This window comes from Streptomyces sp. NPDC052064 (assembly GCF_055585925.1).
Genome location: NZ_JBVJJE010000002.1, coordinates 485,329 through 509,578, shown reverse-complemented (window position 1 = coordinate 509,578; position 24,250 = coordinate 485,329). Strand labels below are relative to the sequence as shown.

22 protein-coding genes are annotated in these 24,250 nt (G+C 72.6%); 9 read left to right on the top strand and 13 right to left on the bottom strand.

Annotated features, from left to right (window positions below; genetic code table 11):
* Positions 1–31: 31 nt before the first annotated feature.
* A complete protein-coding gene (locus ACZ6TU_RS06950; RefSeq protein ID WP_467679440.1) occupies positions 32–1,024 on the bottom strand; it encodes a LacI family DNA-binding transcriptional regulator in 993 nt (330 codons plus the stop codon).
* Positions 1,025–1,348: 324 nt separating this feature from the next.
* Here ACZ6TU_RS06950 and ACZ6TU_RS06945 point away from each other — a divergent pair, with 324 nt between their 5' ends.
* Complete coding sequence (locus ACZ6TU_RS06945) at positions 1,349–3,400, top strand: RICIN domain-containing protein (RefSeq protein ID WP_467679122.1); 2,052 nt, start codon at positions 1,349–1,351, stop codon at positions 3,398–3,400.
* Positions 3,401–3,540: 140 nt separating this feature from the next.
* Here ACZ6TU_RS06945 and ACZ6TU_RS06940 read toward each other — a convergent pair whose 3' ends face one another.
* Complete coding sequence (locus ACZ6TU_RS06940; RefSeq protein ID WP_467679120.1) at positions 3,541–4,218, bottom strand: response regulator; 678 nt, start codon at positions 4,216–4,218, stop codon at positions 3,541–3,543.
* Positions 4,215–5,456, bottom strand: coding sequence for a sensor histidine kinase (locus tag ACZ6TU_RS06935; RefSeq protein WP_469547196.1), 1,242 nt, complete (start codon positions 5,454–5,456; stop codon positions 4,215–4,217). Before ACZ6TU_RS06935 ends, ACZ6TU_RS06940 begins: the two co-directional genes overlap by 4 nt.
* A 183-nt stretch (positions 5,457–5,639) precedes the next feature.
* Here ACZ6TU_RS06935 and ACZ6TU_RS06930 point away from each other — a divergent pair, with 183 nt between their 5' ends.
* Genes ACZ6TU_RS06930 through ACZ6TU_RS06920 form a run of 3 tightly spaced genes read left to right on the top strand, consistent with a single transcriptional unit; the run spans position 5,640 to position 8,556 of the window.
* Positions 5,640–6,989: a glycosyltransferase 87 family protein gene (locus tag ACZ6TU_RS06930; RefSeq protein ID WP_469547194.1), complete on the top strand. Its 1,350-nt coding sequence runs from the start codon at positions 5,640–5,642 to the stop codon at positions 6,987–6,989.
* A 6-nt stretch (positions 6,990–6,995) separates the two neighbouring features.
* Positions 6,996–8,132: a glycosyltransferase family 4 protein gene (locus ACZ6TU_RS06925; protein ID WP_469547192.1), complete on the top strand. Its 1,137-nt coding sequence runs from the start codon at positions 6,996–6,998 to the stop codon at positions 8,130–8,132.
* Between the two features lie 7 nt (positions 8,133–8,139).
* A complete protein-coding gene (locus ACZ6TU_RS06920; RefSeq protein ID WP_469547190.1) occupies positions 8,140–8,556 on the top strand; it encodes an SMP-30/gluconolactonase/LRE family protein in 417 nt (138 codons plus the stop codon).
* A gap of 34 nt (positions 8,557–8,590) precedes the next feature.
* On the opposite strand, the gene ACZ6TU_RS06915 is transcribed toward ACZ6TU_RS06920, so the two are convergent.
* Together ACZ6TU_RS06915 and ACZ6TU_RS06910 are read right to left on the bottom strand one after the other, a co-directional pair.
* The gene (locus tag ACZ6TU_RS06915) at positions 8,591–10,024 is read right to left on the bottom strand and encodes a DEAD/DEAH box helicase (RefSeq protein WP_467679111.1); all 1,434 of its coding nucleotides are present in this window, start codon (positions 10,022–10,024) and stop codon (positions 8,591–8,593) included.
* Between the two features lie 155 nt (positions 10,025–10,179).
* Positions 10,180–10,383, bottom strand: coding sequence for a cold-shock protein (locus ACZ6TU_RS06910; RefSeq protein WP_010032345.1), 204 nt, complete (start codon positions 10,381–10,383; stop codon positions 10,180–10,182).
* Between the two features lie 348 nt (positions 10,384–10,731).
* On the opposite strand from ACZ6TU_RS06910, the gene ACZ6TU_RS06905 reads away from it, so the two are divergent.
* From ACZ6TU_RS06905 to ACZ6TU_RS06895, 3 genes are all read left to right on the top strand, one after another.
* The gene (locus tag ACZ6TU_RS06905) at positions 10,732–12,945 is read left to right on the top strand and encodes an MMPL family transporter (protein WP_467679109.1); all 2,214 of its coding nucleotides are present in this window, start codon (positions 10,732–10,734) and stop codon (positions 12,943–12,945) included.
* Between the two features lie 107 nt (positions 12,946–13,052).
* Complete coding sequence (locus ACZ6TU_RS06900) at positions 13,053–14,303, top strand: sensor histidine kinase (protein WP_469547186.1); 1,251 nt, start codon at positions 13,053–13,055, stop codon at positions 14,301–14,303.
* On the top strand, positions 14,300–14,980 hold the full coding sequence (locus ACZ6TU_RS06895; protein ID WP_467679105.1) for a response regulator transcription factor: 681 nt from the start codon (positions 14,300–14,302) through the stop codon (positions 14,978–14,980). The genes ACZ6TU_RS06900 and ACZ6TU_RS06895 overlap by 4 nt, the downstream gene beginning before the upstream one ends.
* A gap of 6 nt (positions 14,981–14,986) precedes the next feature.
* Here the strand turns inward: ACZ6TU_RS06895 and ACZ6TU_RS06890 are convergent, their stop codons facing one another.
* From ACZ6TU_RS06890 to ACZ6TU_RS06865, 6 genes are all read right to left on the bottom strand, one after another.
* A complete protein-coding gene (locus tag ACZ6TU_RS06890) occupies positions 14,987–16,156 on the bottom strand; it encodes a serine hydrolase domain-containing protein (RefSeq protein WP_469547184.1) in 1,170 nt (389 codons plus the stop codon).
* Positions 16,157–16,253: 97 nt separating this feature from the next.
* Positions 16,254–16,961 (bottom strand): response regulator, encoded by a 708-nt coding sequence (locus ACZ6TU_RS06885; RefSeq protein ID WP_467679101.1) that lies wholly within the window; start codon positions 16,959–16,961, stop codon positions 16,254–16,256.
* A complete protein-coding gene (locus ACZ6TU_RS06880) occupies positions 16,958–18,136 on the bottom strand; it encodes a sensor histidine kinase (protein WP_469547181.1) in 1,179 nt (392 codons plus the stop codon). Before ACZ6TU_RS06880 ends, ACZ6TU_RS06885 begins: the two co-directional genes overlap by 4 nt.
* Entirely contained in the window at positions 18,136–18,987 is an 852-nt protein-coding gene (locus tag ACZ6TU_RS06875; RefSeq protein ID WP_467679098.1) for an ABC transporter permease, read from the bottom strand. Before ACZ6TU_RS06875 ends, ACZ6TU_RS06880 begins: the two co-directional genes overlap by 1 nt.
* Positions 18,984–19,955, bottom strand: coding sequence for an ABC transporter ATP-binding protein (locus tag ACZ6TU_RS06870; protein WP_467679097.1), 972 nt, complete (start codon positions 19,953–19,955; stop codon positions 18,984–18,986). The genes ACZ6TU_RS06875 and ACZ6TU_RS06870 overlap by 4 nt, the downstream gene beginning before the upstream one ends.
* Positions 19,956–20,046: 91 nt before the next feature.
* Positions 20,047–20,700 carry a MerR family transcriptional regulator gene (locus ACZ6TU_RS06865; protein WP_467679095.1) on the bottom strand — a complete coding sequence of 218 codons (654 nt, stop codon included), beginning with the start codon at positions 20,698–20,700 and terminating at the stop codon, positions 20,047–20,049.
* Between the two features lie 199 nt (positions 20,701–20,899).
* On the opposite strand from ACZ6TU_RS06865, the gene ACZ6TU_RS06860 reads away from it, so the two are divergent.
* Together ACZ6TU_RS06860 and ACZ6TU_RS06855 are read left to right on the top strand one after the other, a co-directional pair.
* A complete protein-coding gene (locus tag ACZ6TU_RS06860) occupies positions 20,900–21,820 on the top strand; it encodes a hypothetical protein (protein ID WP_467679438.1) in 921 nt (306 codons plus the stop codon).
* Positions 21,817–22,287, top strand: a complete 471-nt coding sequence (locus tag ACZ6TU_RS06855; RefSeq protein WP_469547178.1) for an ABA4-like family protein — start codon at positions 21,817–21,819, stop codon at positions 22,285–22,287. Before ACZ6TU_RS06860 ends, ACZ6TU_RS06855 begins: the two co-directional genes overlap by 4 nt.
* Here ACZ6TU_RS06855 and ACZ6TU_RS06850 read toward each other — a convergent pair.
* Both ACZ6TU_RS06850 and ACZ6TU_RS06845 read right to left on the bottom strand, forming a co-directional pair.
* Positions 22,272–22,931 (bottom strand): response regulator, encoded by a 660-nt coding sequence (locus ACZ6TU_RS06850; RefSeq protein WP_469547176.1) that lies wholly within the window; start codon positions 22,929–22,931, stop codon positions 22,272–22,274. The genes ACZ6TU_RS06855 and ACZ6TU_RS06850 overlap by 16 nt on opposite strands.
* Positions 22,932–22,944: 13 nt before the next feature.
* Positions 22,945–24,210: a sensor histidine kinase gene (locus ACZ6TU_RS06845; RefSeq protein WP_469547174.1), complete on the bottom strand. Its 1,266-nt coding sequence runs from the start codon at positions 24,208–24,210 to the stop codon at positions 22,945–22,947.
* Positions 24,211–24,250 lie beyond the last annotated feature (40 nt).

Here is a 24,250-nt window from a genome sequence, read left to right as displayed (position 1 = left end):
GGTGCCGAGCCGGGCTCTGCCGCGGCCGGGCTCACGCCCGAGTCCCCGGTGCCCCCGTACTCTCCCGCCGCACCAACCGCGTGGGCACCAGCGCCGTACCGTGCTCCTCCCCGTCCTGCCGCATCTTGCTCAGGACCCCCTCCACACACAGCCGCCCCACCTCCGCGAAGTCCTGGTGGATGGTGGTGAGGGGTGGGAGGAAGGACGCGGACTCGGGGATGTCGTCGAAGCCGATGACGCTGATGTCGCCGGGGACGCGCAGGCCGCGTTCGTGCAGGGCCCGGAGCAGGCCCAGGGCCATCTGGTCGTTCGCCGCGAACACGGCCGTGCAGTCCGGCTCGTCGGCCAGTTGCAGCCCGGCCCGGTAGCCCGACTCGGCCGACCAGTCGCCCCGGACCGGGGGCGGCGGGACGCGGCCGGCCGCGGTCAGCGTGTCGCGCCAGGCGTTGGCGCGGCGCTGGGCGGCGAAGGAGCCCTCCGGGCCGGCGAGGTGCCACACCGTCTCGTGGCCGAGGTCCAGGAGGTGCCGTACGGCGTCCCGGGCGCCGCCCGCCTGGTCGGTGTCGACCACGGTGTAGCGGTCGCCGGCGTCCGAGTCGGCCACGACGACCTGCACACCGGGCGGGAGCGAGACCGTCACCGCGTCCAGCAGATGGATCTCCATGATGACGATCACGGCGTCCACGGCGAGTTCGCCCAGGCGGGAGAAGGCGCCGTTCACCTCGTCCTGGGTGGGGACGGCGACGGGCAGCAGCGTGACGGCGTAGCCGTGCTGGGCCGCGGAGGTGGCGATGGCCTCCAGGGTGCGGATGTTGCCCATGGTGGAGAGGGAGAAGGTGATCACGCCGAGGGTGCGGAACTCGCCGCGCTTGAGGGCCCGTGCGGCGCTGTTGGGCCGGTAGCCCAGCTCCCGCATGGCGGCCAGGACCTGCCGGCGGGTGTCCTCGGTGACGCCCGGGAAGCCGTTGGAGACGCGGGAGACCGTCTGGGAGGAGACACCGGCGAGCCGGGCCACGTCGGCCATGGACGCGCCCTGGCGGGGGCGGGCCGGACGCCTTCTCGTACGGCTCGTGCCCATGGCTTCTCTCTCACCGTCCACTGTGCCCACCTGCCCCTCGCTTCCCTCGCCGCGCAGCCGGCGCAAATTTCGGTCCGGAACGACTCCTTGACCCCTGAGATTCGGACAGTGTAGACATCCCGCCAGTGGATGTTTACGTAAACATTGCCTAGTCGAAATCGTACGAGAAGGCACCAAAACAGCATTAAAGCTCGCACCAGTCGCACCACGTAGGCCCCGATCTCTGCGCCCGCCGGGACGCGCGGACGCAGAAGAGCTGGAGTACTCGAGATGGCACACCGCACCCGCAAGAGAAGGCTCCTCGGGGCCATCGGCGTCACCGCCGTGGCGACCGGAACCATCCTGGCCACCGCCACCCTGCCCGCCGCGCACGCCGAGCCCACCGCTCAGGCGGCCGGGGTCACCGTCCGCCCCGACCCCTCCTACCAGCAGGAGAAGTTCGAGGGCTGGGGCACGAGCCTGGTCTGGTTCGCCAACGCCACCGGCGACTACCCGCCCGCGATACGCGAGAAGCTCTACAAGCTCCTCTTCGGCGACGAAGGCCTCGCCCTGAACATCGCCCGCTACAACATCGGTGGCGGCAACGCTCCGGACGTCAAGGACTACCTACGGGCCGGCGGCGCGGTCGAGGGCTGGTGGAAGGCCCCGGCGGGCACCACCCGCGAGGACGTCGACTGGTGGGACGCGGAGGACCCGGCCGACTGGAACAAGAACGCCGACAAGACGCAGCGCTGGTGGGTCGACCGCATCAAGAAGGACATCACCCACTGGGAGACCTTCAGCAACTCCCCGCCCTGGTTCATGACCGAGAGCGGCTACGTCTCCGGCAACTTCGACGCGGGCAAGGACCAGTTGAAGCCGGAGTCCGTCGAGGACTTCGCCAAGTACCTGGTGGGCGCGACCGAGCGGCTGGAGAAGGCGCACGGCATCAAGGTCGACACCCTCGACCCGTTCAACGAGCCGAACACCAACTACTGGGGCACCAAGCTCGGCCCGGACGGCGAGCCGACCGGAGGCCGCCAGGAGGGCGCCCACATGGGCCCCGAGCTTCAGCAGAAGGTGCTCCGCGCACTCGCCCCGGTCCTGGAGAAGTCCAGGAGCGGCGCGGAGATATCCGCGATGGACGAGACCAACCCCGGCACCTTCGCCACCAACTGGAACTCCTACCCCCAGGAGGTCCGCGACCTGGTCGACCAGATGAACGTCCACACCTACGGCACCGGTCAGCGCACCACCGTCCGCGACCTGGCCAAGGCCGCCGACAAGCCGCTGTGGATGAGCGAGGTCGAGGGCGACTGGGGCGACGGCCAGAGCTTCACGGACATGCGGCCCGGCCTGGGCCTGGCCCAGCGCATCGTCGACGACCTGCGGGAACTGGAGCCCCGCGCCTGGGTGTTCTGGCAGCCGGTCGAGGACCACGACAACATGAAGCCGGGCGGCGAGTCCGCGAAGGGCGGCAACTGGGGCGAGATCCAGCTCCCGTTCAGCTGCACGTCCAAGGACACCCTCGAAACCTGCCCGGTCTACACGAACACGAAGTTCGACACGGCCCGCAACTTCACGCACTTCATCAAGCCCGGCGACCGGCTGATCAAGACGAACGACACGTCCAGCACCGCGGCGATCTCCCGCAAGGGCGACGCGGCGACGGTCGTCCACGTCAACAGCGCCACCGAGTCCCGTGAGGTCACCCTCGACCTGTCGAAGTTCGGCCGGGTCTCCTCCCGTGCGACCGTCACCCCCGTGGTGACCAGCGCCGACGGCAAGCTGGAGAAGCAGAAGGCGGTCCGGGTCTCCGGCAAGCAGGCCACGGTCACCGTGCCCGCCCAGTCGGTGACGTCCTTCCTCGTCGAGGGTGTCTCGGGCGTCGCCAAGGACGCGGCCGAGCTGAAGAAGGGCCACACCTACCGGCTGACCGGCGTCCAGAGCGGCAAGGACCTCAGCCTCGCCGACAACGGCACGGGTCTGGTCATCAAGAGCGCCAATGCCGCAGACCCCAGCGGTCAGCAGTGGAGGGTGGAGCAGATCCGCGGCACGGACAACCGCAAGCGGTACGTCTTCACCGAGGCCGAGTCGGACAAGCGCCTGGCCGTCCGCGACGGTGCCCTGGTCGCCGAGCCGGACGAGGGACGCCGCGACAAGGCCACCGAGTGGATCATGTCCACGACCGGCGACGGCACCTGGACCCTGGTCAACGCCGCTACCGGTCAACTCCCGGACGTCGGAGGCCAGTCCACGAACGAGGGCGCCTCGGTCGGCCTCTGGCAGCCCAACTCCGGCTCCAACCAGCGCTGGAAGGTGACGGACGTGACGGGCGGCTAGCCCTTCTTCCCCCCCACGCCCTCTACGACGCCCTCGGCCTGCCGCACCGCCTGGTGACGGCTGGGTCGGGGGCGGCAGAGCGGTATCGGGTCGAACGCGCTGTCCGGCAGAGGTGAATGGGCAGGTCGCGGACTTCGGTCTCAGCCGCCCTCCCCCGGCGTCACCAGCCCCGCCTCGTACGCCACGATCACCGCCTGGGCCCGGTCGCGGAGTTCCAGCTTGGCGAACAGACGGTTGATGTGCGTCTTGACCGTGTGGTCGGTGATGGTCAGGCGTTCGGCGATGTCCGCGTTGGACAGGCCCTGAGCGATGAGGAGCAGGACCTCCACCTCGCGGGCGGTGAGACGGTCGAGGAGGGACTTCGGGGCGGTGACGGGACGGCGCGGGGCGAACTCGGCGATGAGGCGGCGGGTGATGCCGGGGGCCAGCATGGCGTCGCCGGCGGCCACCACCCGCACGGCGTGCAGGAGTTCCGGGAAGGTCGCGTCCTTCAGGAGGAAGCCGCTGGCACCGGCCGCGAGCGCGTCGAAGACGTACTGGTCGAGGTCGAAGGTGGTGAGCATCAGCGCCTTGGTGGCGCCGTCGGTCTCCCGGAGGATCGTGCGGGCGGCCTGGATTCCGTCCAGCTCGGGCATCCTGATGTCGAGCAGGGCCACGTCCGGGCGGTGGGCCAGGGCGAGGGCGACGGCCTGAGCGCCGTCCTCCGCCTCGCCCACGACGTCGATGTCGTCCTGGGTGGTCAGCAGGTTCACGAACCCGGTGCGTACCACCGCCTGGTCGTCGGCCACGATCGCCCGGATCGGTTTCCGCGCCCTCACTCGTACACACCCTCCGCGAAGCTCTTAGCGCCTGCCCGCACCGGGAGTTCGGCCTCGATCAGGAATCCGCCCTCAGGGCCGGCGGGTCCGCTGGTCAGACGTCCGCCGAGCAGGTTCGCACGCTCGCGCATGCCGCTCAACCCGTGCCCGCCCGCGCCGAGCCGGGGTGTCCGGGGGCCGGGGCCGTCGTCGGTGATCCGTAGCCGGACCTCGTCCTCGTCGTAGGTGAGAAGGATGTCGACCGCGGCGCCCCGCGCGTGGCGGCGGGCGTTGGTCAGGGCCTCCTGGACGATGCGGTAGACCGTGAGTTCGAGGGAGGGCGGGAGCACAGGGGGGCGGCTGCCCGCGGTGTGCAGGGCCACCTCTCCGCCGCCCGACCGGTGGGCTTGCAGCAGCGCCTCCAGGGAGTCGAGCGTCGGTTGCGGCACGACGGGTGCCGCCTCCTCGGCTCCGGCCTCGTCCGCGCGCAGCACGCTGAGCAGCCGGCGCAGTTCGGTCAGGGCCGAGCGGGCCGACGAGGCGATCTGCTGGAAGCCGTCGCGCGCGGGCGGGGACAGGTCGGGTGTGGTGTACGTGGCGCTCTCCGCCTGGACGGCGATCACGGACACCGAGTGCGCCACTATGTCGTGCAACTCTCTTGCTATGGCCGCTCGTTCCTGGGCCGCGGCGTGCCTGCGCTCCATGGCGATGAGTTCCCGCTGGGCCGCCTCGCGCGCCTGCCGGGACTCCTCCCGGCTGCGGGTGGCGTCCGCGACACCGACCGTCGCCACCACGCCCACGGCCAGGACGAACGACTCCATGAAGTACGACAGTGAGCCGTCGGCGCCGACGGCGGGCGCCCGGCCGCCGAGGTCGTACACGCCCATGGCCATATGGCCCACGTTGACGAGCAGCGAGCCGGCGATCGCGCCTGCGCTGAGCAGCGCGGGGTGCAGGACGCGGTGGCGGGCGAGCGCGTAGAGGCCCATGACCCCCGCCACCGCCACCGTCATCAGCAGCTCCGGCCGGAAGAGGAAGTTCAGCAGCGCCGCCGGTACCACCAGGAGCCCGATGCGGGGGTCATGCCGCCGCCACAGCAGGGGGAGCACCACGAAGGGCAGTGTGGCCAGGACCGCCGTCGAGGTGATGCGGGCGTGCAGGACCTCGACCGCGGCCAGGACGACCAGCAGGACGCCGCTGACGTACGGGTAGCGGGGGGAGCGCGGCCATGCGGCGGGGCGCAGGGACGACTGACGCATCCCCACATTGTCGGCCGGAGCGGTCAGGCCCGCGTCACCGTACGGGTTGATCCGGGTGCCGGACGAGTACCACGGGTCGACTCCCAGGATCGGTGCCCGGTGTGACGCTTCGGGTCCGCTCCTTGCGAAGACTTGCCGGAAAGACGGAGGGAAGGCCGGCCGGCGGTGGACAAGGGGAGCGGGATGAAGGGGCGTTCACGGGGGCCGTGGTTCGGCTCGCTGGTGGCGGGCTCGGCGGCAGCCGTGCGTATCGCCTTCCCGGTGGGCCTCCCCGGCCCCGGCCCCGCTCCCGCCTCCCTTCCGCCGTCTGGGCGGAGTACCGGCCGCCGCTGGGAGGCCCTGTGCTGGACCGCCTGTGCCGTCTTCGCACTGCTGCTGTGTGTGCGTACGACGATCGCCCCGCACCAGGTGTGGGGCGCCTGCGCCACCGGTGGATACGGTCTCGCCGCGCTCGTGGCCCGTCTCTCCGCGCGGCCCTGGGGTCTGGCGGGGGCGGCGGTGGCCGCCGTCGGGTCCGTACTGGTGCCGCTGGTGTTCCTGGTCGCCGACGGGGCACGGCAGTTGGAGGTCACGGTCGTCGAGCGGTCCGGCGGGCTGCTGCTGGACTCCGGCACGCCGTACGTCCCGGACCCGGCCGGACTGCGGGACTACAACCCGTACCTGCCCGGCATGGCGCTCTTCGGGCTGCCCCGGGCCGTCCTCGGCGACGTCCCGCTCGCGGACGCCCGGCTGTGGTTCGTGCTGGTGTCACTCGGGGCCATGGGGCTGGCCGCCGCGCTGTGCGGGAGCGCCGAGCCGTCCCTGCGCGGCAGCGGCCCGAGCCTCTCGCCGGCCCAGGCCCTCCTCTGGCTCGCCGCCACCCCCGCCGTCGCCCTCCCGCTCGCCGTCGGCGGTGTCGACCTGCCGGTCATCGCCCTGATGTGTCTCGCGCTCGCCCTCGCGGGCCGCGGCGGCGGCCCCGCAGCCACCGGGCTCGCGCTCGGCGCCGCCGCGTCGTTGAAGTGGACGGCCTGGCCGCTGCTGCCCGTCGGGCTCGCCCTGCTTGCCGTGACCGCCGGGCGGCGGGCCGCCGTACGAGCCGGGGTCACGGCCGTCACGTCGGTCGTGCTCGCGGTGCTGCCGGCTGCGCTCGCCGACCCGGAGGCGTTCGCCGAACACGTGCTGCTCTTCCCGCTCGGCGAGGGGGGCACCGGGTCCCCGGCGGCCAGCCCGCTGCCCGGGCATCTGCTGGCGACGTACGTGCCGGGAGGCTTCGCCCTCGCGGTGGCGGCGCTGGCGCTGAGCGCGGTCGCGGTGGCCGTGTCCCTCGTGACGCGCCCGCCGCGCACCACCGTCGCCGCCGCCGACCGGCTCGCGCTGGGCCTCGGGATCGCCATGTGCCTGATCCCCGCCACCCGCTTCGGATACGTCGTCTACCCGCTGGTGCTGCTCGCCTGGTTCCGGCTCGTGCCGGCGGGCCGGTGGTGGCCCGTGGACCGAGTCAGCGAGGCGCACCGTACCCACCCGCTCACCGCGAAGCCGCTGGAGGACTGACCGACCATGCCGCGCACGCTCGTCGTCACCAACGACTTCCCGCCCCGGCAGGGCGGCATCGAGACCTTCGTCCACGCCATGACGGTCCGTTTCCCGCCCGACCGGGTCGCCGTCTACACCTCCAGCACGCCGGGCGACCGGGCCTACGACGCCCGGCTGCCGTTCCCCGTGGTGCGGGACCGTACCCACATGCTGCTGCCGACCCGGCGGGTCACCGCCCGGGCGGTGGAGCTGGCCCGCCGGTTCGACTGCGACAGCGTCTGGTTCGGGGCGGCGGCCCCGCTCGGGCTGATGGCGAGCGAGCTGCGGCGCCGCACGGACGTGCGGCGGCTGGTCGCCACGACGCACGGGCACGAGGTGTGGTGGGCGCGCACGCCCGGGGCTCGCGCGCTGCTGCGCCGCATCGGCGCCGGGGTGGACAGCGTCACGCACCTCGGCTCGTACACCCGCGCGCGGATCGCCGCCGCCGTCGGACCGGAGGCGGCGGCGCGCATGCGGCGGCTGGCTCCGGGCGTCGACCCCGAGGTGTTCCGGGGCTCGGCGGCGGGGGCGGCGCGGGTGCGGGAGCGGTACGGCCTGGGCGAGCGGCCGGTCGTGCTGTGTGCGGCGCGGCTGGTCCCGCGCAAGGGACAGGACACGCTGATACGGGCCTTACGCCTGGTGCGGTACAGCGTGCCCGACGCGGTTCTGCTGCTGGTAGGGGACGGGCCGCACGCTCGTGCCCTGCGCCGGCTCGTGGCCGCGGAGGGACTGGCCGGCGCGGTGGTCTTCGCGGGCGGGCACCCGCACGAGGAGATGCCCGGCTTCTACGCCGCCGCGCAGGTGTTCGCGATGCCGTGCCGGACCCGCAGGGCGGGCATGGAGGCGGAGGGCCTCGGGATCGTGTTCCTGGAGGCGGCCGCCGCCGAACTGCCGGTCGTCGTCGGCGACTCGGGCGGGGCGCCGGACACCGTACGGGACGGGGAGACCGGGTTCGTGGTGGACGGCCGTGACGTGCGGGCGCTCGCCGACCGGCTCGCGCTGCTGCTGGACGACGTGGAACTGGCCCGGGAGATGGGCTGCAGGGGCCGCGAGTGGGTGCGCGGGGAGTGGGGGTGGGACCGGGCCCACGGGCACCTGACGTCCCTGCTCGGGGCGGGCTGAGGCGGGGGTGCCCCCGAGTCCTCAGCGCTGCTCCACGACCTCGATCGTCCGCAGCGCGCGCGGTGCGGTACTCCGCGTGGACGGCGGCGAGTCGGTGCCGGTCGCGGAGGACCGCGGCGCTCCCCAGGGGCTCACCATCCGCGGCGACGAACTCTTCACCGTGGACACCGTGGACACCGTGAACCGTCGGCTCTGGTCGGTCTCCCTGGCGACGGGCGGCACCCGCGTCGAGGCGGAAGACCTGGCGGTCGGCATCCCCCCGGGGACGACGCCGCGCCCGGCCCCCGCCCTCTTCACCCACGGACTGCCCGGCGTGGCCCCGGGGTTCGCGGGTCTCACCACCGCCCCGGACGGCTCCCTGCTCCTGTCGTCGAACGGGGAGGGGACGGTGGTGCGGCTGTCTCCTGCGCGGACCGGCACGTGACGCGGACCGCGCGGCCTCCGCTCCTGGGAGCGGGTCAGCGGCGGCGGCCCCGGGAGGGCCTGCCGCGCCGTGCGCGCGGGGCGGAACCCGTGCGCGCGGGGCCGCTCTCGGAGGGCGGCGGCGTGAGGACGACGGGCACGCCCGACGGCGCCTGGGCGCCGGTGATGCGGCTCAGTTCGGCCTCGCCCGAGCGGACCCGGGTGACGCGCGGGGAGATGCCGGCGTCGGCCATCAGGCGGGCCGTCTCGCGGCGCTGGTGGGGCAGGACCAGCGTGACGACGGTGCCCGACTCGCCGGCCCGGGCGGTACGGCCGCCCCGGTGCAGATAGTCCTTGTGGTCGGCGGGCGGGTCTACGTTCACGACCAGGTCGAGGTTGTCGACGTGGATACCGCGGGCGGCGACGTTGGTGGCCACCAGGACGGTGACCTCGCCGTCCTTGAACCGGGCCAGCGTCCGGGTGCGCTGGGACTGGGACTTCCCGCCGTGCAGGGCCGAGGCGCGCACCCCGACGGCCAGCAGCTTCTTGGCCAGCCGGTCGGCGGCGTGCTTGGTGTCCAGGAACATGATCACGCGGCCGTCGCGGGCGGCGATCTCCGTCGTGGTGGCGTGCTTGTCGTCGTCCTCCACGTGCAGCAGGTGATGCTCCATCGTGGTGACCGCGCCGGCCGACGGATCCACGGAGTGGACGACGGGGTCGTGGAGGTAGGTGCGGACCAGGCGGTCGACGTTGCGGTCCAGCGTGGCCGAGAACAGCAGCCGCTGGCCCCCGGGGCGCACCTGGTCGAGCAGGGCCGTCACCTGCGGCATGAAGCCCATGTCGGTCATCTGGTCGGCCTCGTCCAGGACCGTGACGGTGACGCGGTCCAGCCGGCAGTCGCCGCGGTCTATGAGGTCCTTGAGTCGGCCGGGGGTCGCGACGACGACCTCGGCACCGCCGCGCAACGCGCTCGCCTGGCGGCCGATCGACATACCGCCGACCACCGTGGTGAGCCGCAGGCGCAACGCCTGCGCGTAGGGGGTGAGGGCGTCGGTGACCTGCTGGGCCAGTTCCCGGGTGGGGACGAGGACGAGGGCCAGCGGCTGCCGGGGCTCGGCCCGCTGCCCGTCGATGCGAGCCAGCACGGCGAGGCCGAAGGCGAGCGTCTTGCCCGACCCCGTGCGCCCGCGGCCCAGCACGTCCCGGCCGGCCAGGGAGTTCGGCAGCGTCGCCGCCTGGATCGGGAACGGCACGGTCATGCCCTCGGCGCGCAGCGCGGCCAGCAGCCGCTCGGGCAGACCGAGTTCGGCGAAGTCCTCGACGGCGGGCAGCGCCGGGGTGATGGTGGCCGGCGGCGCGAACTCCCCGCCGGGCGCGGTAGGGCGCCGGTGGCCGCCGCGGCCCGCGCCGGCCGTACGGGCGGAGGTGCTGCGGCCCCCGGCCTTACGGGAGTGGGGCGAGCCGTTGTTCTTGCGAGCGGTGCGATCCAAGGGGATCCTTCCTCGATGCGGCACGTATCGGGGAATTCCCGGCGGCCGGGGCGGGCCGCACCAGGATTCGCAACACTGAGCCGGGTGTTGGATGAAACGAGGCTGGGGCCCGCACCTCACGGTGCGGGCCCCGGTCACGTCGGACGCGTCAAGCGTCAGGCGGGCACGATGTTCTCGGCCTGCGGGCCCTTCTGGCCCTGCGTGACGTCGAAGGTAACCTTCTGGCCTTCCTGAAGCTCGCGGAAGCCGGAGGTGGCGATGTTCGAGTAGTGGGCGAACACGTCGGGACCGCCGCCCTCCTGCTCGATGAAGCCGAAGCCCTTTTCCGCGTTGAACCACTTCACAGTGCCAGATGCCATGCTGAATCTCCCTTTGGGGGACAAACCCGAGACCCGCACTTTACGGACTCGGAGTCGCTGAAATGATCACCCTCGGAGAGATCCGAAAATCCTCGGAAACTAAAAAGAGTGCTCGTCGACGAAGGTCGATAGAGCACTCGAAGTCTCTGGGAACCAAAACTGCAACAACAAAGACGGTAGCACAGGCCGCGGCGCATGGCTCGGGAATCTCGTACCCGAGGCGGACCGCCGGCCCGCTCGTACTGCGTTCTGAGTAGCCAGGATTGTCGGCAGCCGCACGACGACGGGACGCCCCGCTCGCGGAGAGCCTTGGCAGACGATCGACACCAGATGTGGAGACCCGCTGCCGTGGCTACTTTCCTGTATCGAGTGGGCCGACTGGCCTTCCGGCGACGTTGGTACGTCGCCCTGGTCTGGGCGGCCGTCCTGGCCGCCGTCGGGCTCGGCGCCCTCAGGGCGCCGGGGGCCGCCGACGAGGGGTTCTCGATGCCCGGCATCGAGTCCCAGAAGGCGTTCGACCTGATGGAACAGCGCTTCCCCGGGGCCACGGCGGACGGGGCGACCGCCCGGGTCGTGTTCATCGCGCCCGGCGGCGAGAAGGTGACCGCCCCCGAGAACAAGCAGGCCATCGAGAAGGCCGTGGCCGGCCTGGGCGACGGCACGCAGGTCGCGAGCGCCGTCGACCCGTTCCAGGCGAAGACGATCAGCAAGGACGGCTCGACCGCCTTCGCGACCGTCACCTACAAGGTCGAGGGGAACGACCTCACCGACGCCAGCCGGACCCATCTGGAGCGCGCCATCGAGGGGGTTCGGGACTCCGGGCTGACCGTCGAGGCGGGCGGCAGCGCGCTGGCCGACAACGCCGGGCCGGGCGGCACGGCCGAGGTGATCGGCGTCTCGATCGCCGCCGTCGTCCTTCTCATCACCTTCGGCTCCCTGGCCGCCGCCGGGCTCCCCCTGCTGACCGCCGTCATCGGCGTCGGCGTCAGCATGGCCACGATCCTCGCCCTGTCCCAGGCCCTCGGCCTGTCCACCACCACCGGCACCCTGGCGATGATGCTGGGCCTCGCCGTCGGCATCGACTACGCCCTGTTCGTGGTGTCCCGCTACCGGGAGGAGCGCGCCAAGGGCCGTGCGCCGCGGGAGGCGGCCGGACTCGCCGTCGGCACGGCCGGGTCCGCGGTCGTGTTCGCCGGGCTCACCGTCGTCATCGCGCTGGCCGGGCTCTCCGTGGTCGGCATCCCGATGCTCACCAAGATGGGCCTGGCCGCCGCCGGCGCGGTCGTCGTCGCCGTGCTGATCGCGCTGACGCTCGTCCCGGCCTTCCTCGGCTTCTGGCCGAACGCCGTGCTCACCCGGCGGGCCCGCAAGAGCGGCCGGATCGAGGAGAGCGGCGACACCAACGGCGGCAGCCGCTGGGCCCGGTTCGTGCTGCGCCGCCCGATACCCGTCCTGCTCCTCGGCGTCGTCGGCCTCGGTGCCCTCGCCCTGCCCGCGGCCGGCCTCCAGCTGGGCATGCCCGGGGACGAGGCCAAGCCGGTCTCCACCACCGAACGCCGCGCCTACGACGCGCTCGCCGAGGGCTTCGGGCCGGGCTTCAACGGGCCGCTGACCGTCGTCGTGGACGGCAGGGGTGCCGCCGATCCCAAGGGTGCCGCGGACGAGATCGCCAAGGAGATCGGCGCCACGAAGGGCGTCGTGTCCGTCTCCCCGGCCCGCTTCGACGACGCCGGTGACACCGCCGTCTTCTCCGTCGTGCCGTCCACCGCGCCGACCGACGAGAAGACCAAGGACCTGGTGACGACCATCCGGGGCGAGCGCCCCGCCATCGAGTCCGCCACCGGCGCGAGCTTCGAGGTCACCGGCAGCACCGCGATGAACATCGACATCGCGCAGAAGGTTCAGGCCGCGCTGGTCCCGTATCTGACCGTGGTCGTCGGCCTGGCGATCGTGCTGCTGCTGGTGGTCTTCCGGTCCCTGCTCGTCCCGCTCAAGGCGGCCCTCGGCTTCCTGCTGTCGGTGCTGGCATCCTTCGGCGCGGTCGTCGTGGTGTTCCAGCAGGGCCACGGCGCCGAACTCTTCGGCGTGGAGCAGACCGGCCCGATCATGAGCCTGATGCCGATCTTCCAGGTCGGCATCGTCTTCGGCCTCGCGATGGACTACGAGGTGTTCCTCGTCTCGCGGATGCGGGAGGCGTACGTCCACGGCGAGTCGCCCGCACAGGCGGTCACGTCCGGCTTCCGGCACAGTGCCCGGGTGGTCGCGGCGGCGGCCCTGATCATGATCGCGGTCTTCGCCGGGTTCATCGGCGAGAGCGACTCCATGATCAAGATGATCGGGTTCGGGCTCGCCTCCGCCGTCCTGTTCGACGCCTTCGTCGTCCGGATGGCCATCGTGCCGGCCGTCCTCGCCCTGCTCGGCGACAAGGCCTGGTGGCTGCCGAAGTGGCTGGACCGGGCGCTGCCCCGCGTCGACGTGGAGGGAGAGGCGCTCGCCCGCCGGCCGGAGACGGAGGAACCGGCCCCGGACCCCGCACCGGACCTGGAGCCGGCGCGCACCTGACCCACCCCGCACCAGGGCCGTCCGTGGCGAAGGACACGGGCGGCCCCTCGGGCGTTCCCGCCCGACGTCGACCACCATGGGTCCCAGCCCACCCCCCGGAGAGCCCGATGAGTATCACCCTGGAGCGGCGCTACGCGGATCGCCTGGAGGAGTTCTCGGCACGCCACCCGTTCCTCGTCGATCTGGCCATGGTCCTGGCGCTGATGGGCTGCTCGGCCCTCGGCGGTTCGCTCACCCTGCCCGGCGCCGAACCGCCGGACCAGGACAAGACCGCCACCGTCCTCACGGGCATCGCCTGTCTCGTCCTGCTCAAGCACCGCACCCACCCGCGCACCGTCGTCGTCGTGGCCGGGGGCTGCACGGTGGCCGCGGTCACGCTCGGCTATCTGGTCACGCCGCTGCTGCTGGCCCCGGTCATGGCGGCGCTCTACTGGCTGGCCGCGCTCACCGACCGGAAGTCCACCCGCGCCTACGGCATCACCACCCTGGTCGCGGTGACGCTCGCGGCAGTGTTCTCCGACTCCATGAACCACGTCTCGCTGCTGCTCAGGACGATCGGCCCGGTCTTCTGGCTGATGCTGCCCCTGGCCGCCGGCAAGATGACCCAGTTGCGGCGCGCCTACCTCCAGTCCGTGCAGGCCCGGGCCGAACACGCCGAGCGCACCCGGGAGGAGGAGGCCCGGCTGCGCGTCACCGAGGAACGGATGCGCATCGCCCGCGAGCTGCACGACGTCGTCGCCCACCACATGGCCCTGGCCAACGCCCAGGCCGGCACGGCCGCGCACCTCGCCCTCACCCACCCCGAGCAGACCCAGAAGATCCTCACCGACCTGACCGGCACCACGTCCTCCGCGCTCCGGGAGCTGAAGGCCGCGCTGGGCCTGCTGCGGCAGAACGACCACGCGGACACCGGCCCCGGCTCCACGGCCCTGGAACCGGCCCCCGGCCTGGCCCGCCTGCCCGAGCTGGTCTCGGCGTGCGAGTCGGCGGGCCTGGAGGTCACCGTCACCACGGAGGGGGAGCCGCAGCCGCTGTCACCCGGCGTGGACCTGACCGCGTTCCGGATCGTGCAGGAGGCGCTCACCAACGTCACCAAGCACGCCACCGCCGAGGCCGCCCGTGTACGCCTCGCCTACACCGGCTCCCGCCTGCTGATCACCGTCACCGACGACGGCACCGGCAAGCCGGCGGCCGAGGCCCCTCAGGGCCGCGGCTTCGGCGTCATCGGCATGCGCGAACGCGCCCACTCCATCGGCGGCGAACTGTACGCCGGCCCCCGCCCCCAGGGCGGCTTCGAGGTCACCACCGCGCTGCCGCTGCAACCCACCACCCATCCCGCAGAAGGAACCACGCCATGACCATCAGGGTGCTGCTCGCCGACGACCAGGCCCTGCTGAGGGCCACCTTCCGGATCCTCATCGACTCCTGCGCGGACATGGAGGTGGTCGCCGAGGCCTCCGACGGCGCGGAGGCGGTGGAGCTGACCCGCGTCCACCACCCCGACATCGTCCTCATGGACATCCGCATGCCCGGCACCGACGGCCTCACCGCCACCGCCACGCTCTGCGCCGACCCGGACCTGTCCGCCACCCGCGTCCTCATCCTCACCACCTTCGAGACCGAGGACTACGTCGCCCAGGCGCTGCGGGCCGGTGCCAGTGGCTTCCTCGGCAAGGACGTCACCGCCGACACCCTGCTGGCCGGCCTGCGCACGGTGGCCTCCGGCGACGCGCTCCTCTCACCCGTCGCCACCCGCTCCCTCATCACCCGCTTCCTCATGGCACCCGCCCCCGACGCCCACCTGGCACCACCGGAGCGCCTCGCCGACCTCACGGTCCGCGAACGCGAGGTGATGGCCCTGGCCGCGGAGGGCAGGTCCAACACCGAGATCGCCGAGGACCTCACGCTCAGCCCGCTGACCGTACGCACCCACATCCACCGGGCCATGACCAAGCTGCACGCCCGCGACCGTGCGCAACTGGTCGTCATCGCCTACCAGACGGGCCTCGTACGGGCGGCTCCGCCGACCGTGTGAGGGCTGCTAAGGCCGCCCGTACACCGCCACCATGATGTTCTCCGCCACCTCGTTCATGTCCTGGCCCTTGGCGTCCGTGGAGTTGACGCTGTACACGAGAGTGCGCGAGCCGTCGCGGGTGGAGGCGATGGCCGCGTTGTAGCCCCAGCGCCCGCCCGTCTTGCCCCACACCTCGCGGCCGCCCAGCACCTTCATCGAGAGGCCGATGGAGTACGCGGCCGGCTTCCCGCTCTTGAAGTCGGTCACCTCCGGCAGCGTGAACATCTCCTCCAGGAGCGGTCCGCGCACGACCCGGCCCCCGAACACGGCGTTGGTGAACCGTTCGAGATCCGCCGTGGTCGAGATGATGTCCCCGGCCGCCCAGCCGTCCGTGGACCCCCACACGGACACGTCGCGCAGCCCGGTCGTGCCGTCGTCCAGCCGCATGGTCTGGTAGCCGTGGTTGTGCCGGCCGGTGATACGCGGGTTCTTCCCCGGCAGGTACGTGTCGTGCAGCCCGAGCGGGCGCAGGATCCGCCGGGCGACCTGACGCTCGTACGAGTCACCGGTGACGCGCTCGATCAGCAGACCGGCGACCGTGTACCCGATGTTGAGGTAGTGCTGCCGCTCGCCCGGCGCGAACTCGGGCTTCTTCGACGTCGCCGAGCGGACCATGTCCCGGGGGTCGTAGATCCGGAAGCGGTCGGCGTACGCCTCCTCGAGCGTGCCGGGGAAGTCGGGGGCCGGGATGCCGTGCGTGTGGTTCAGGAGCTGCCGGACGGTGACGCCCCCGTACGACGCCGGGATCAGCTCCGGCAGGTACGAGCGGGCACTGCGGTTCAGGTCCAGTCGGCCCTCGGCGGCCAGTTGCAGGGCGACCGCCGCGGTGAAGACCTTGGTCACGGAACCGGCGCGGAAGCGGGCGCCGGGATCGGCCGGCCTGCCGGTCCGCAGATCGTGCACGCCCGAACTGCCGCGCCAGACGCCCTCGTCGCCTCCGACGCGCACGAGTGCCGCGGTCGCGTCGGCGCTGGGGAGGCCGGCGATGGCGGCGGGGAGGGCGGGGTTCCGGGGCTGAGCGGCAAGGTGGGCGGGGGCCCGGTCAGGAGGCGTGGCGGCGGCGGCCGGGAAGGCGGACGGACCCGCCACGACTCCTGCGAGGAGTACGGCGGCCAGCAGGGAAGCGGTACGGGGCATGGTCAACTCCGTGGGTGTGAGCCGTTGTTGTCGGTACGGCTCCATCCTCGGGACCGGCGGCGTCGCGCGGATCGCCCCCGCAGGGGGTCTCGGACGGTCAGTTCCTCGCCGACGTGGGGGAGGGGCCGGCCCGGTCCGCTCCCCCGGGCGGGGGATCCCCGGCCGCGACGAGCCCGGTCTCGTACGCGCAGATCACGGCCTGGATCCGGTCCCGCAGTCCGAGCTTGGCCAGCACGTTGCCGACGTGCGTCTTGACCGTGTGGTCGCTGACCACCAGCTCCGCGGCGATCTCGGCGTTCGACAGGCCCCGGGCGAGCAGCAGCAGCGTCTCGCGCTCCCGCCCGGTCAGCACGTCCAGCCGTGCGGCGGGCCGCGGGTACCTCGTGGACCGCGTGTACTGCTCCACCAGACGCCGGGCCACGGAGGGCGCGAGCAGCGAGTCGCCTTGGGCGACGACCCGTACCGCGTGCACGAGGTCGTCGCGGCGGACGTCCTTGAGCAGGAAACCGCTCGCGCCCGCGTGCAGCGCGTCGTACACGTACTCGTCGGAGTCGAAGGTCGTGAGCATCACCGTCCGGCAGTCGCTCGCGGCGCTGATCGCACGGCAGGCCTCGATCCCGTCCATGCGCGGCATGCGCACATCGAGCAGCGCCACATCGGGGGTGTGCCGCCGCACCGCCTCGACGGCCTCGGCCCCGTCACCCACCTCCGCGACGACCTCGATGTCCGGCTGGACGTCCAGGATCAGCGCGAAGCCGCTGCGCACCAGCTCCTGGTCGTCGGCGACCACCACCCGGATCGTCACCGCCCGGTCTCCACCGCGGCCGGTACGGGAAGCCGCACCCGCACCTCGAAGCCCCGCCCGTCCGCTCCCCGCCCGGTCATCGCGCTCCCCCCGAGCGCAGCCGCCCGCTCCCGGATCCCGATGAGCCCGTGCCCGCCCCGGCGACCAGCGGCCCCGGCCTGCGGACCACGCCCGTCATCTGTCACTCGCACCCACAAGTCGCTGCCTCCGTAGGACAGTTGTACGGTCACGGTACGGGCTCCGGAGTGTCTGACGGTATTGGTGAGGGCCTCCTGGACCACCCGGAAGACGGTCGCCGCGACCGCCCCCGACAACGGCCGGACCGGCCCCTCCGTCCGGTACACGACATCCAGCCCGCTGCCGGCCCGCACCCGGTCGAGCAGACCGGGCAACTCCGCGATCCCGGGCTGCGGTTCGCGCGGGCCGGCACCACCGCTCTCGTCGTCACCCTCACGCAGCACGCCCAGCATCCGGCGCAACTGCACCATGGCGTCCCGCCCGGTCGCGGAGATGGCGTCGAAGGCGGCCTCGGCCCGCTCCGGCGCGGCACGCACGGCCACCGGCCCGGCCTCCGCCTGCACGATCATCAGGCTCACGGCGTGGGAGAGGATGTCGTGCATCTCCCGTGCGATCCGGGCCCGTTCGCGCGCGGCGGCCTGCTCGGCCTCGACGCGGTGGGCCCGCTGACGTGCGTCGGTGAGCCGCCCGAAGACATAGGCGGCCGCGAACACGAAGACCGAGAAGGTCAGTTCACGAGCCGACCGCGTATTGAGCCACACCCCCACCGGCACGGCGACCAGCAACACGACCCCGGCGACGAGCCGTTTGCGCGCGGGCGACAGCGCGGCAATCGTGTACACGACCACAAGCCCGGTGTACGGCAACGGCTGCCCGGGCCCCTCCACGGTCAGCCGGTACAGCGCGTTGGCGGCCAGCACCGCGAACAGTACGGCGACGGGTGCGCGCCGTCGCCAGACCAGGGGCACCACGGTGAGCGTGCTGAGCCCGTACGCGGCCCAGGTCGCCGGCGGTGCCCCGGCCGCCCGCGGCACGACGAACGGCATGGTCATCGCGCCCTGGACCAGGAGGGCGACACCGATGTCGACGAGGAGCGGATTGGCCTCCGCCGACGCCCGGCCACGCTCCAGCCACCCTCGCAGCTCCCCGTGCTTCACTATCCGACCCGCTGCATCGCCTTCTGGCGCCGCTCCGCCATCGCGGCCCCGGACTCGCGGCGGGCCATCCGGCGCAGGACGGACGGTGCGAGGAGCAGCCCGGCGACCGCCCAGGCCCCCAGTACGCCCGCTGTCTCCAGGTGCTGCCAGGAGGCGCCGATCTCGGCGGCGACCGCTTCGGACGGCAGCAGCGCGGCCCGCAGGCCGAGGCCGAGCCAGTACACGGGGAAGATCTGCCCGACGGTCTGCAGCCACTCGGGAAGCTTCGACAGGGGGGTGTAGATCCCGGAGATCACGACGAGTCCCATCACCGGGAGCATCAGCAGCCCGACGGTGCGCGGACTGCTGACCAGTGAGCCGATGACGGCGCCGATCGGCAGGGTCGCCAGGAGGCCCAGCGGGATCACCCACACCAGCGTCAGCAGCGCTCCGCCGCCCTGCCGGGCAACCCCGTCCACCAGGAACACGCCGACGGCGAAGGGGAGGGCCATGGAGACGAGAGCCGTCCCCGACACCATGACGATCTTGCCGACGAGGTGGCCGACCATGCCGTGCGGCACGGCCTTGGCCCGCAGCAGGGTGCCGTCCTCGCGTTCGGTCGCGAGCAGTTGCGCCGTGGTCGTCATCCCGGTGAACGCGAGCGTCATGCCCAGCAGGCTCGGCAGTATGAACGCGCCGGTCGAGATGCCGGCGCCCTTCAGCGGGTCGTCCCCGGCCAGGAACAGCGGCACCATGATCAGGACCGTCCAGAGCACGTAACCGAACACGTCCTGGCCGGTGGTGAAGGTCTGCCGGAGTTCCGTCCAGCCGCGCCGCACTCCTAGTCCCGCCGCGTACCACACCGGACTCATCGCGCTTCCTCCTCGAAGGCGTGTGCCGCCCGTTCGTCGGGGACGCTCCCCGCCTCCAGCTCCCGCACCATCGTCAGGTAGGTGTCCTCCAGGCTCGCCCGGCGCACCTCCAGACCGCCGATCGCGTCGCCGTGTTCCTCGAACAGCCGGCGGACGAACCGGGTGGGCTCGGGCGTCGACTCCTCGAAGGGCCGCCCGTCCCGCGTCCAGCGCACGGTGGCCTCGGCCGATGCCTGCCGGGACAGCTCCTCGGCCGGGCCGTCGGCCACGATCCGGCCGCCCGCCAGGATGAGGATCCGGTCGGCGAGCTTCTCGGCCTCGGCGAGGTCGTGCGTGGTCAGCAGGACGGTGGTGTTCTCGTCCGCGAGCCCGCGGACCAGGCCGTGGAACTCGTTCCTGGCCTCCGGGTCCAGACCCGCCGTCGGCTCGTCCAGGAACAGCAGCTCGGGCCTGCCCACGATGCCGACGGCCACGTCGAAACGCCTGCGCTGCCCGCCGGACAGGGTTCCGATCCGCTTGTCCGCCTGCTCGGTCAGGCCCACGGCGGCGATGAGCTCGTCGGCGTCCCACGGCCGCCGTACGAGGTCGGTGGAGTACGGGGCGTAGTACGAGCCGAGATGGGTCAGCAGTTCCCGCACCCGCCACTTGCCGTGGTCGCGCCAGGACTGCAACACGATGCCCAGGCGCGCACGCCACCGCTCGTCCCCGCGAGCCGGGTCGGTGCCGAGGACGCTCACGTCACCGGCCGAGCGCATCCGGAAGCCTTCCAGGACTTCGATCGTGGTCGTCTTGCCCGCGCCGTTCGGGCCGAGCAGCACGACGACTTCACCGCGCCGGGCCGTGAAGCCGACCCCCTTCAGTACGTCCTGGCTGCGGTAGCGCATCCGCAGGTCCCGTACGTCGATAACCCTGTCGCTCTCAGGCGGTCGGCTGCTCCCGGCCTCGGATAAGGCGTGAGCGGTTGTCATCGGTGTTCCCCCGTCCGTCTGGCAGCAGCCGGTCGGGCCGCCCCGTGCGAACACATTACCGAACGGTTCAGTACCGGACCGGGCTCCGCGGCTAGCTCTTCTCGCCCTTGGGCGCCCCCTCCGCCCCGTACAGCCCGGCCGACGCGTCGACATGGGCCAGGCGGCGCAGGGCGCTGAACACCGCCTCGCCCAGGACGGTGCCGATGACCACGCCCTCCACCATGTCCTCGACCGCGACCCGCCGGTCCACGTACGCGAGGTCGGCCTGGGCGACCTGTTCGGCGGCTTCGGCGTAGGTGTCGAGGAGTTCGGCGAAGGTGCCGTGGCCCAGCCGGGTCAGGGCGGCCAGGGCTCTGGAGAGGTCGGCGGCGGCGGGGTTCGACTCGTGGGCGCGCCAGCCGCGCCGGGAGATGAGGTCGGCCACGGCGGTGCGGGCGGCCGACGATTCGGCGTCGTCGTGGTCGGCGGCCGTGCCGCCCATGCGGTCGGCTGCCGCGCCGAGCACCTTGTGGAGTGAGCGCTGCGGGTCGTCGACGGCCGCCAGTACCTCCGCGATCTCCGCGACCTTCATGCCGCCGACGTCGAGCAGGGCGCGGATCAGCCGGAGCCGGCGTTCGTGTGTCTCGTCGTAGCTCGCCTGGTTGCGGCTGGTCAGCTCCCCTGCCGGGAGCAGCCCTTCTCGGACGTAGTACTTGATCGTCGGCACCGGAACCCCGGTCTTCCGGCTCAACTCTCCGATGCGCAATGCCGGTTCACTCCTTGCCCTTTGCCCTGCCCGTGGCGTCGGCGCTTGCCGACCCGGCACCAATGATAGATAGTGGGGCTATCGGATAGTGGATAGTGTCGGTATCTATTCGACCTCTTCACTGGTGTCTAGCTCAGGGGTGGGCATGGTGTTCTTACGTACGTCCTGGCATCGGCCGCTGGTGGTGTTCTCGGCCGCGATGGCGGTCATGGCGGTCGTGTCCGCGGTGGGGCTCCTGGTCGACGACCGCGTCCTCGTGGGGGCGCCGATCTGGGCCAAGCCGTTCAAGTTCGCGGTCTCGTTCGTGGCGTACTGCCTCTCGCTCGCCTGGATGCTGTCGCTTCTCCCCGGTCGGCGACGCGTGGGCTGGTGGGCGGGGACCGTCGTCGCGCTGGCGAGCCTCGTCGAGATGGTGATCATCACCGGGCAGGTCGTACGCGGCAAGCGCAGCCACTTCAACCACGAGACACCCTTCGACGAGGCGCTGTTCAACGCGATGGCCGTCACGGTCGTCATCCTGTGGACCGGCACGCTCGTCGTCGCCGTGCTGCTGCTGCGCGCCCGGATCGCCGACCGGGCGTCCGCCTGGGCCATGCGCTCCGGGATGCTGCTGGCGCTGGCCGGGGCCGCCGTCGGCTTCCTGATGACCCAGCCCGCGCCGGGGCAGCGGCGCGGCGTCTCCAAGGTGGTCGGCGCGCACAGCGTGGGCGTGCCGGACGGGGGTCCCTCGATGCCGCTGACCGGCTGGTCCACGACCGGCGGTGATCTGCGGATTCCGCACTTCTTCGGCATGCACGCGTTGCAACTCCTGCCGCTGCTGCTCATGATGCTGACCGTCCTCGCACCGCGCTTCGCCCGTCTCGCCGACGAGCGCGTCCGGCTGCGTCTCGTGCTGGTCGCCTCGGGTGCGTACGCCGCCGTCTTCGCTCTCGTCCTCTGGCAGGCCCTGCGCGGCCAGCCGCTGATCCGTCCGGACGGGGCGACGCTGGGGGCGGCCGGCCTGACGCTGATCGCCGTCGCTCTCGGGGTGTACGGGGCCGTGCGGACGGGCCGGACGCCTCCGTCACACGGGGCGTCGGAGGCGACAAGTGCGCCCGCCTCGAAGGACCTCGTGCCATGACCGGATTCCTCTTCGAGCTCTCCTTCCTCCTGGCCGCGCCCGTCTGGCTGCTCATGATCTTCGCGCCGGCGTGGGGGCCGACCGCGCGCATCGCCGGGTCACCGTTGACCGTGGTGCCGGTGCTCTTCGTGTATCTCGCGCTCGCGGTACCGGTGTTCCCCGAGTTGTGGACCGCGGTCAGCAGTCCGGACCTCGGCAGCTTCCGCGAACTGACGGCCCTCCCGGACGGTGCCGGTGCCGTCTGGGCGCAGGTCATCGCCTGGGATCTGCTGATCGGTCAGTGGATGTACCGCGAGGGCCGGCGGCTGGAGATCTCCGCCCTGCTGATGGGGCCGCTGCTGGTTCTCACGATCCTGCTGTCGCCGTTCGGGCTGCTGGTGTTCCTGGGGCTGCGTGCGGTGCAGGCGCGGCGGGCGGGGCCGCGGCCCTCGACCGGCGGGCCGGTGCGGAGTCAGGCGCGCAGGTAGGCCAGTACCGCCAGGACCCGGCGATGGTCGTCGGGGGCCGACGGGGGCAGGTCCAGTTTCTGGAGGATGCTCGCGATGTGCTTGGCGACGGCCGCGTCCGTGACGACCAGGCGGCGGGCGATCGCCGCGTTGGAGCGGCCCTCGGCCATGAGGGCGAGGACCTCGCGTTCGCGGGGCGTGAGCCGGTCCAGGGGGTCGCGGCGGCGGGCGAGGAGCTGGCGTACGACGTCCGGGTCGACGACCGTCGCCCCGGCGGCGACGCGGGCGACGGCGTCGGCGAACTCCTCGACGTCGCCGATGCGTTCCTTGAGGAGGTAGCCCGTTCCGACGCTGCCGCGGCGGTCGTCCAGCAGCTCGTCGGCGAAGGTCTGCTCGACGTACTGGCTGAGCACGAGGACCGCCAGCCCGGGCTGCTCGGCCTGGAGCCGGCGGGCCGTGCGCAGGCCTTCGTCCGTCTGGTTCGGTGGCATACGCACGTCGGTGATCACCAGGTCGGGGCGGTGTTCCCGGGCGGCGGCGAGCAGGGCCGGGCCGTCGCCCACGGCGGCGAGCACCCGGTGGCCGAAGCGCTCCAGCAGATGGACGAGACCTTCCCGCAGGAGGACGGCGTCTTCCGCGATCACCAGGCGGAGGGACTGCCGCATCAGGTCTCCGTTCTCAGGAGGACGGTCCGGCGCACGGGATCTCCGCTCTCAGCAGTGTGGGCCCACCGGGCGGGCTGGACAGGAGCATTCTGCCGTCGGCGGCGGCGATCCGGTCCGCGAGGCCGATGAGGCCCGTGCCGCGAGCGGGGTCGGCGCCGCCGGAGCCGTTGTCCTCGATGTCGAGGCGGAGCACACCGTCGAGGCAGCGGGCGATGACGCGGCAGCGGCCGGCGCCGCTGTGCCGGGCGATGTTGGTGAGGGCCTCGGCGGTCACGTAGTACGCCGTCTGCTCGACGGCGGCCGGCAGCCGGCCCGGGAGGTCGAGGTCGAGGTCCGTGGGGACCGGGCAGCGCCCGGCGATGTCCCGTGCGGCGGCGGGCAGTCCGCGTTCCGTCAGGATCTGCGGGTGGATGCCCCGGATCAGTTCGCGCAGCTCGGTGAGCGCCTCCTTGGCGAGGGCGTGGGCCTCGCCGACCTGCTTCGCCGCCGCGCTGCCGGGCGGCAGGTCGAGGGTGGCCAGGCCCAGCTTCATGGTGAGGGCGACGAGCCGCTGCTGCGCGCCGTCGTGCAGGTCGCGTTCGATGCGGCGGCGTTCCGTCTCGAACGCGTCGACGAGGCGGGCCCGGGACCGTACGACCTCGCGCAGTTCGCGGTCTCTCGGGAAGAGCACGGCACGGCCCACCGCCGCACGGACGGCGGCCCACGCCCCGATGGGATACGCGGCCACGGGCAGCAGCAGCGCGCCCGCGACCGGGCCCGCCACGGTCTGCCAGGGCATGGCGGTGGGCTGGAAGGGCGTCAGGAGGAGGAAACCCGGGATGCCGAGCGAGACCAGGACCACGGCGAGGTCCATCCAGCCGACCGCCAGGACGGACACGGCGCCGTAGCCGACGGTGCGGGGACCGTGCCACGGACGCTGCCGGTCGCCACCGCCACCGCCACCGCCACCGCCCCCGCCCCCGCCCCCGCCACCGCCCTCGCCACCTCTTCCGCCGCCACCACCGCTTCCGCCACCGTCGCCCCGGTCGACGAGAGAGAGGCGGCGGTGTTCCAGGGGACCGGCGAGGGCGCCCCCGAAGACCACCAGGGCCCCCGCGCAGAGCACCCTGGCGAATGTGCCGATGGGCGCGGCGAACAGCCCGGCCACACCCAGGTAGACACCGGTCGCGAACACCCCGCCGGACAGGAGATAGCCCAGTGCGCGCCACGGCCAGACGGTGCACAGGAACCCCAACGGGCTGCGGGTGAGGGCCTCCAGGACGGTTCGAGGGGTGGTCACGCGGTCGACCGTAGCGGCGCCGGATGGTGGAGGCAGTAGT